7 protein-coding genes and 2 pseudogenes are annotated in these 7,936 nt (G+C 39.6%); 2 read left to right on the plus strand and 7 right to left on the minus strand.

The features are described from left to right. A partial coding sequence (locus A2003_RS00530) for a DUF4372 domain-containing protein (RefSeq protein ID WP_286686675.1) occupies positions 1-157 on the minus strand: 157 nt, incomplete at its 3' end. A 117-nt stretch (positions 158-274) separates the two neighbouring features. Further along, positions 275-1,972 carry an NAD-dependent malic enzyme gene (locus A2003_RS00535; protein ID WP_004956579.1) on the minus strand — a complete coding sequence of 566 codons (1,698 nt, stop codon included), beginning with the start codon at positions 1,970-1,972 and terminating at the stop codon, positions 275-277. A 468-nt stretch (positions 1,973-2,440) separates the two neighbouring features. Between A2003_RS00535 and argS the strand changes: the two genes are divergently transcribed. Beyond that, positions 2,441-4,240 (plus strand): arginine--tRNA ligase, encoded by a 1,800-nt coding sequence (gene argS / locus A2003_RS00540; protein WP_286686672.1) that lies wholly within the window; start codon positions 2,441-2,443, stop codon positions 4,238-4,240. Positions 4,241-4,475: 235 nt separating this feature from the next. Beyond that, entirely contained in the window at positions 4,476-5,084 is a 609-nt protein-coding gene (locus tag A2003_RS00545; RefSeq protein WP_004905581.1) for an SPOR domain-containing protein, read from the plus strand. A 69-nt stretch (positions 5,085-5,153) separates the two neighbouring features. Here A2003_RS00545 and A2003_RS00550 read toward each other — a convergent pair whose 3' ends face one another. From A2003_RS00550 to A2003_RS00570, 5 genes and pseudogenes are all read right to left on the minus strand, one after another. Then, complete coding sequence (locus A2003_RS00550) at positions 5,154-5,807, minus strand: glutathione S-transferase family protein (RefSeq protein WP_286686673.1); 654 nt, start codon at positions 5,805-5,807, stop codon at positions 5,154-5,156. A gap of 97 nt (positions 5,808-5,904) precedes the next feature. Continuing rightward, complete coding sequence (locus A2003_RS00555; RefSeq protein WP_087540515.1) at positions 5,905-6,303, minus strand: OsmC family protein; 399 nt, start codon at positions 6,301-6,303, stop codon at positions 5,905-5,907. Then, positions 6,300-7,247 (minus strand): pirin family protein, encoded by a 948-nt coding sequence (locus A2003_RS00560; RefSeq protein WP_286686674.1) that lies wholly within the window; start codon positions 7,245-7,247, stop codon positions 6,300-6,302. Before A2003_RS00560 ends, A2003_RS00555 begins: the two co-directional genes overlap by 4 nt. Before the next feature lie 161 nt (positions 7,248-7,408). Continuing rightward, positions 7,409-7,849 (minus strand): annotated as a pseudogene (locus A2003_RS00565) (restriction endonuclease); the annotation flags it as partial. 14 nt (positions 7,850-7,863) lie between these two features. Beyond that, a pseudogene (locus tag A2003_RS00570) lies at positions 7,864-7,936 on the minus strand (IS1595 family transposase); the annotation flags it as partial.

Genomic DNA, 7,936 nt, shown 5'->3' on the forward strand with positions numbered 1-7,936 from the left:
GACAAGAAAGTTGGGACATCAATATGGCAACAAACTGATCCCAGCGGGTGGCTGATCTTAATTTTTGCCCAGAGTGATGCAGTTTAGCGAGACGTTCAAAATCTTGTCTTAAAATGGGTTTGAGTAATTGATGAAATACAGTATTCTGATGTGACAAAACCTGAGTCATTTATAGTTAAAGTGTTTGTTTGCACTCATATTTTAACTATTTAGACTCAGTTTTTTTTATTTAGAGCAAACTATGGGACAGTAGTGAGCCGAAGCTCCTTTTTATTTAAAACGGGATTCGTTTATATCGACGGTATTCAGGATGCCAGAAAGATTCTTCTATTTTTTGTTGCAATAAATCATCACTGATCGTTACCGCAACACCATCTTGAATCGCAGCTTTCGCCACCTCAAAAGCAATCACTTTAGACACAGCCTGAATCTCACCTAATGGAGGTAATAAGTCTGCTTGAGCATCTGCTAATAAAGGAGAGCAATCAGCCAATGCACGACTTGAAGCCATCAACATATTTTCAGTGATTCGGGTAGCTGCACAAGCGACTACACCCAAACCAATACCAGGGAAGATATAAGAATTATTGCATTGAGCAATATTGTATAGTTGACCATGATAATTCACAGGTGCAAATGGACTTCCCGTTGCAATCAACGCACGCCCTTCAGTCCATTCAATTATATCTGCAGGTACTGCTTCGACACGAGAAGTCGGGTTTGATAAAGGCATGACAATAGGACGTTCGCAATGTGCCGCCATGGTACGAATAATTTCTTCAGTGAATAAGCCTGGTTGCCCCGAGACACCAATCAATACGGTCGGTTTGACATTCTGCACAACATCTAACAAAGAAATAATATCTTCAACTTTCGCCCATTGCTCGATGACTTCCGCCTTTTGCGCTAACTTACGCTGGAAATCTAACAAGTTCGGCTGATTTTCAGTGATTAAACCAAAACGATCAACCATATATACGCGTGCACGTGCTTCAGCATCCGTCAAACCTTCTGCCATCATTTGGGCAATAATTTGTTCAGCAATACCACAACCTGCTGAGCCTGCCCCCAAAAAGGCAATCGTTTGATCTTTTAATTGTTTTCCTGCCGCTCGACTCGCTGCAATCAAACTTCCAACCGAAACGGCCGCAGTACCTTGGATATCATCATTGAAACAACAAATCTTATCGCGGTATTTTTGCAATAACGGCATGGCATTCTTTTGAGCAAAATCCTCAAACTGAATCAAAGCTTTTGGCCAACGTCGTTTAACCGCATTGATCACATGATCGATAAATTCATAATACTCATCGCCATTGATACGAGGCTGACGCCATCCCATATAAATCGGATCATTTAATAGTTGCTGATTATTGGTCCCAACATCAATCGTAATCGGCAAAGTATAGGCTGGGCTAATTCCGCCACAAGCAGTGTATAAAGACAGCTTCCCAATCGGGATACCCATCCCACCAATTCCTTGGTCGCCTAATCCTAAGATACGCTCACCATCAGTAATCACGATCACTTTTACATTGTTTTTATTCACATTTTGTAAAATATCATCAATAAATTCACGATCAGGATATGAGATAAAAACACCACGATGGCGGCGGTAAATATCTGAGAAACGCTGACATGCTTCCCCGACAGTTGGTGTATAAATAATCGGCATCATTTCTTCTAAATGATGTTCGATGAGGTGATAAAACAAGGTTTCATTGGTGTCTTGAATATTACGTAAATAGATATGCTTATTGATATCATCACTAAACGCGCAATATTGCTGATATGAACGCTGACTCTGTTCTTCAATAGTTTCAATAATATGTGGAAGTAAACCGTGCAAATTAAAGTTGGTTCGTTCTTCTTGAGTGAACGCCGAACCTTTATTTAAAAGTGGTAATTCTAGGAGGGTATAACCTGCATATGGGATGTAAAGAGGGTGTTTACTTGGATTTCCTGTTGTCATTGCCTATCTCATTTTCCAGCTTAGAGCACAAAAGCCTCTTAAAGATCACTTCATGCTCGTGGTGTCTAATAGCTTAAGGCTATTTCGTATAAAAATGACATTTTAAACAGTGATACAGTTCAGGCTTAGTATTCAATAGCGACATACAAGAGATATTTCATAATATTTTCATACAATTATAATTATGTTGTGATAATTCATAGTTATAAATAAATCTTAAGCATATAAATTTTGATGTTATCAACCATTTCATAATTAAATAATGCAAAACTCTTGTACACTTGATCCAAACCACATTCATTCAAATCAGAAATTACCAATCAAACTAAAAGTTGAGATTCAATGAACCTCTCATTCACACAGGTCATTACTTAACTAAAATTATTCACTCAGCCGCCAAATGTCTCCCCTAACAGGAGCGAAATTTGCTATATTTAGCGTTTTTCCGCGACATTTATTTCGGTAACTATGAATACGGCAATACAATCAGCTCTTGATCATGCGGTGCAATCCCTTCAACAACAAGGGGTACTTCCTTCAGATTGGACAAACACGAGCCATTTAACCCGTACCAAAGACCGAAGTCACGGTGACTTTGCTTCGAATATTGCGATGATTGGCTCGAAAGCTGCAGGTATGAAACCTCGTGATCTTGCTGAAAAAATCCTAGCAGCACTTCCAGAAGTTGCAGATATTAGTAAAGCAGAAATTGCTGGTCCAGGATTCATTAACTTCTTTTTAAATGCTGATCAACGCTTTGCTGTGCTCGACCAAATTCAAGCACAGAAAGATCAATATGGTCGTAGCCAAGTGAACGCTGCGAAAAAAATCCAAGTTGAGTTTGTATCAGCGAACCCTACTTCTAGCCTACATGTTGGGCATGGTCGTGGCGCTGCTTACGGTATGACTGTTGCAAACTTATTAGAAGCAACAGGCGCTAAAGTTGATCGCGAATACTATGTAAATGATGCTGGTCGTCAAATGGATATTTTGGCGACTTCTACTTATTTGCGCTATTTAGAGTTAACAGGTCAAACTCTTGTTTTCCCTAAGAATGCCTACCAAGGCGACTACGTGAAAGAAATCGCACAAAGCATCATTGATCAAGATGGTGATGCTTATGTTCGTCCAGTTGCAGATATCTACAAAGATGTACCAGAAGACGTTCAATATGCAGAAGAATTAGACGCTGATGGCAACAAAGTTGTGCTCTCTGGGGATAAAGAAAAACATATTGATGGTTTAATTGCGAATTCTCAAAAGCATTTAGGTGAAGGCTATCGCGTTTTCCACCAAGCGGCTTTGCATGCCATTTTAGATGATATTAAAGACGACCTTGCAGACTTTGGTGTGACCTTTGATCAATGGTTTAGTGAAGCATCATTGGCTGATAAAATTGATGAAGCACTTGCAACGCTTGATCAGCGTGGTTTCCTCTACGAAAAAGATGGCAATATCTGGTTTAAATCAACCGAATTCGGCGATGAAAAAGACCGTGTTGTGAAACGTCGTAATGGTCAAACCACCTATTTTGCGTCTGACATTGCTTATCATTTGAATAAATTACAACGTGGTTATACTGACTTAATTGATATTTGGGGTTCAGACCATCATGGTTATATCTCACGTGTCAAAGCAGCAATTGACGCGATGGGCTATGACTCGAAGAAATTGACTGTACTTTTAGTTCAGTTCGTGAGTTTGTGGCGTGGCGGTGAGATGGTACAAATGTCATCTCGTTCAGGTCAGTTCGTCACATTGCGTGATCTACGTAAAGAAGTTGGTAATGATGCGGCACGCTTCTATTACGTGATGCGTAAATCTGAGCAACACATTGATTTTGACTTAGACCTCGCAGTTTCGCAAAGCAAAGACAATGCGGTGTATTACATCCAATATGCGCATGCGCGTGTAAACAGTATTGTCAATCGTGCTAAAGAAAAAGGCATTGTATTTGACGCTACGAATGCACGACAGTTTGCTGATCTATTAACCTTAGAGACAGAAACAGAAATCCTTGCAAAATTAGCAGCTTATCCTGAAATTGTTATACGAGCTGCAAATGTTTGCGAACCACATCAAATTGGTAACTATCTCAAAGATTTGGCTGCACTATTCCATGGTTGGTATGCACAAGATGGTGTGAAATTTGTAGATGAAACAAATACCTCATTGTCTCAAGCACGCTTACTGCTCTCAACGAATGTACAGCAAGTGTTACGTAATGGTTTAGAGTTATTGGGCGTATCTGCACCAGACTCAATGTAATCTAAACAACGTTATAATTAATAGATGCAAGCAAAGTTCGCTTTGCTTGCTTTATTATTTATATCGTTTAAGTTTAAGAAATGAGAGATTCATATTCACTTTACAGAAAAAAACACTATCTTAGGTTTTATCTGATAAATAATAAGGTGAATAACGCATTATTTTTGAACATAATGCTTTGTTTATTCAATGATTCACGTTACAAATAACATAATAGGATCAAGAGGAATTTCAGGTGTTTGGAAAAACGCAACGTGGTGTATCTGAACGACCAAATAAACCCAAAAAACCACTCATACCTAAGTGGCTCGGTATGCTTGTAGCCATTTTGGCGATTCTATGTGTTGCGGTTATGTTGATGCTATGGAAACCATGGCAACCTGTACCTGCTAAAAATCAGGTGACATCAGAACATTATCAAGAAGAAGATACGAACAAAGACTATCGCTTCTACGATCTGCTCCCTCAGCAACAAGTCACGCCAATTCCTGAACAAGCTGTTCCTGAAACCAAACAGCAAGGCAATGTCGTGATTATTGAATCCCCAGCCGCAGAGACGACAAACGCTGATGCGTCAGGAGGAATTACGCCAAGTGAGCAAACAGCTCCTGCTCAAGCCACTTATATTTTACAAGTGAGAAGCTATCCAGATCCTGATAGTGCCGATGCACGACGTGCCGAAATTATTTTAAATGGTTTATCGGCAGATGTAGTCAAAACTGTTGAGAATGGTCAAACATGGTATCGTGTTTTTTCAGGACCATACGATAGCCAAGATGCCGCTTTAGCAGCACAACAAACACTTCAAAATAGTGGTATTGATTCGATTGTCATCAAACGTTGATCGGCAAAATATCAAATAGAAAAGGAACGCTTGATCGTTCCTTTTTTATTTAAAGCAAGATGATTTGAACTAGCCACACTCAGATTCTAAACTTTTCTGTTCAGCACGTTGAAATGCTGCGCGCTCTTGTATTCGCTGTACAAAGGCTTGAATATTTGGGTATTTCCCATGTAGACGTTTTTGTAACGCAATCAATGGGAACGCCATTTGAATATCAGCAAATGAAAACTCACCTGCAAAATAATCATGCTCAGACAGATATTGTTCTAAATACAGAATATGTTCTTTTACACGAGGACGAATAAAACCACCTTTTACGCCATCTGTGATTTTCTCAGCAATTGGACGAATCACCCACGGTACATGTTTACTAACATTGTTCATGACTAAAGTCATCACCAAAAGCGGCATCAAAGAACCTTCTGCATAATGCATCCAATAGTCATATTGTCTTTGATCTTTCGCTTGTTGGGGTTTGAACTGCTGAAGTCGATCATAATGTTGCTGCAAATAATCCAAAATCACTGCCGATTCAACAATCACATAGCCATCATCTACCAAGATAGGTGCTTTGCCGAGAGGATGTATGTTTTTAAGGATTTCTGGTGCTGCGTAACTGGCTGACCTTTGATAAAACTCTACTTGGTAGTCCACACCAAGCTCCTCTAATGCCCACAGTATTCGAAACGAACGGGAGCATTGCAGATAATGTAAGGTAATCATTTTGTGTGCCTGCTTGTGCTACGCAACTGTTGTTTTTTATCCCTCTAACAGTTGCGTTTAGAATTATGTTTTGCCCAAGCACAATAGCACTAAAGCCTTAAAGAATCACGGTCTGAATGTCTAAACTGCGTAACAAAGTTTTAGTGACAGGTGTCTTGCTGCAGACATTGAGAAGTTTTTCTTTTAGCTCTGGTGAAACAGGTTGCTTAAAGGTAACACGACGTTCAATTCGCTCCTGTTGTTCACGATTAGTATGAAAATCCACCTCAACCGTAAACTCACCTAAGTCTATTTCTTTATGTTGAGCATACATGCGCAATGTGATCATGGTACATGATGCTAGGCTAGCTGTAAGAAAATCATATGGTGCGGGACCTGTGTCATGTCCACCGAAAGATTCAGGCTTATCTGTCAAAAATTGATGCGTTCCACTAGTCACTTCCCCTTTCCACGGATCAGGTAAAGTTAGAACTTTTGCACTTGCGATAACACTCATTTTGAAGCCCTCATTTGATCAGGTAGCGTTGGTGCTTCCAAACGTTTGCCTTGATAATCTGGAATCTCACCAAAGCGTACATCATGGTTAATCCAGTCTTCACGTGCTTGCTCCAAGTCTTCCATCGTGCGTCCTACGAAGTTCCACCACAACAAAATAGGTGATTCAAAAGGTTCACCGCCAATGAGAAGCACTCGATTACCAGATTTGATTTCAACTTCGATTTCCGTCAAACCTGTTTCTAAAACCACCATATTATCAGCAGTTAATTCATGTCCGTTCACACGAGCTTTGCCATCAAGCGCCATGAAAGCATATTCAAATGCTGGATTGAGTGGTATACGCGTTTTAGTATCCGCTTGAGCTGTTAGATCAACACCAACTAAAGGTGTATGTACTTGAACTGGAGAAAGAGTATTGAGGAAGTCACCGACTAAAACTGTAAATTCAACTTGATCTTTAACCACAACAGGAAGTTCTGGGTAATGCTCAAAGTTAGGCTCCATATTGCGCTTGTTATCAGGAAGTGCAATCCACAACTGCGCAGCATGCATTTGGGTTTCAGTATCAGGCGCGACCTCTGTATGAGAAATACCACGTCCAGCTGTCATTAAGTTTACTTGTTTTGGACGAATAAGCTGTTTTGAACCCAAGCTATCGGTATGCATCATGGTGCCTTCAATCATCCATGTAAAGGTTTGCAAACCAATATGAGGATGTGGCCCAACATCTAACCCATCTCCAGCTGGAAAGCTGACTGGCCCTGCATGATCTAGAAAGCACCAAGCACCAACTAAACGTTTTTGGCGGCTTGGCAATGCACGTTTAATCGTTGTCCCTTTTCCAATCTCTGCTGAACGGATCGTAAAATCTTGAATAAACTGATTAATATAAGTTTCACAGTCTTTTGAATCAGAAATGTCGTAATCGTTATTATTACTCATGATGTCGCTCTCTTTTACCTATGCTGTTGCAATGAGTTGTTCTGATGATCTTAGCAATTCAAGCATGAATCAATATAGTGTTTTGGTAATACGCTGAGTGTTATCTTTGGGACAATATTTATTTGGGTATACATATGCAAATAAATAGCTCTTAAACACTCTTAAAAATTATCTTCATCAAAGCGATCTTGATCTATTTTATATATATGAAAACTTCGTTCTATTTGAACACCTAATCCGAATTCAATCATTAATGAAGTTAGCTTACTACCATCAATCAATACAATTCCTGATTTCTTAGCCGATTCAACTGCTTCCTTGCTAAAATTCGAAGTCGTGATGAACACACCTTTTTTAGCGACCTGATCAGCTAATGCACCTTTGAATTGTTGAATATCAGGACGACCCACAGTATTTTCCCATCGCTTAGCTTGAATATAAATCTTATCTAATCCCAAACGATCTTCACTAATAACTCCATCAATCCCACCATCATTTGTTTTCCCAATCGCTTGTGCAGCATCTTGATGTGAACCGCCATATCCCATAGCTACTAAAAGATCGACAACGAGTTGTTCAAAAAATCTTGGGGAATTTTTTTTAGGGGCTTAGGAAGTTAAAGAGGATTGTTACGGAGTAATTTAAGCAAATCGAGATATAAATTACCGTTCCGATGATTGAAGCGATAC

Origin of the sequence: Acinetobacter sp. GWC1_38_13, assembly GCF_001767535.1 — a bacterium.
Taxonomy (GTDB): Bacteria; Pseudomonadota; Gammaproteobacteria; order Pseudomonadales; family Moraxellaceae; genus Acinetobacter; species Acinetobacter junii.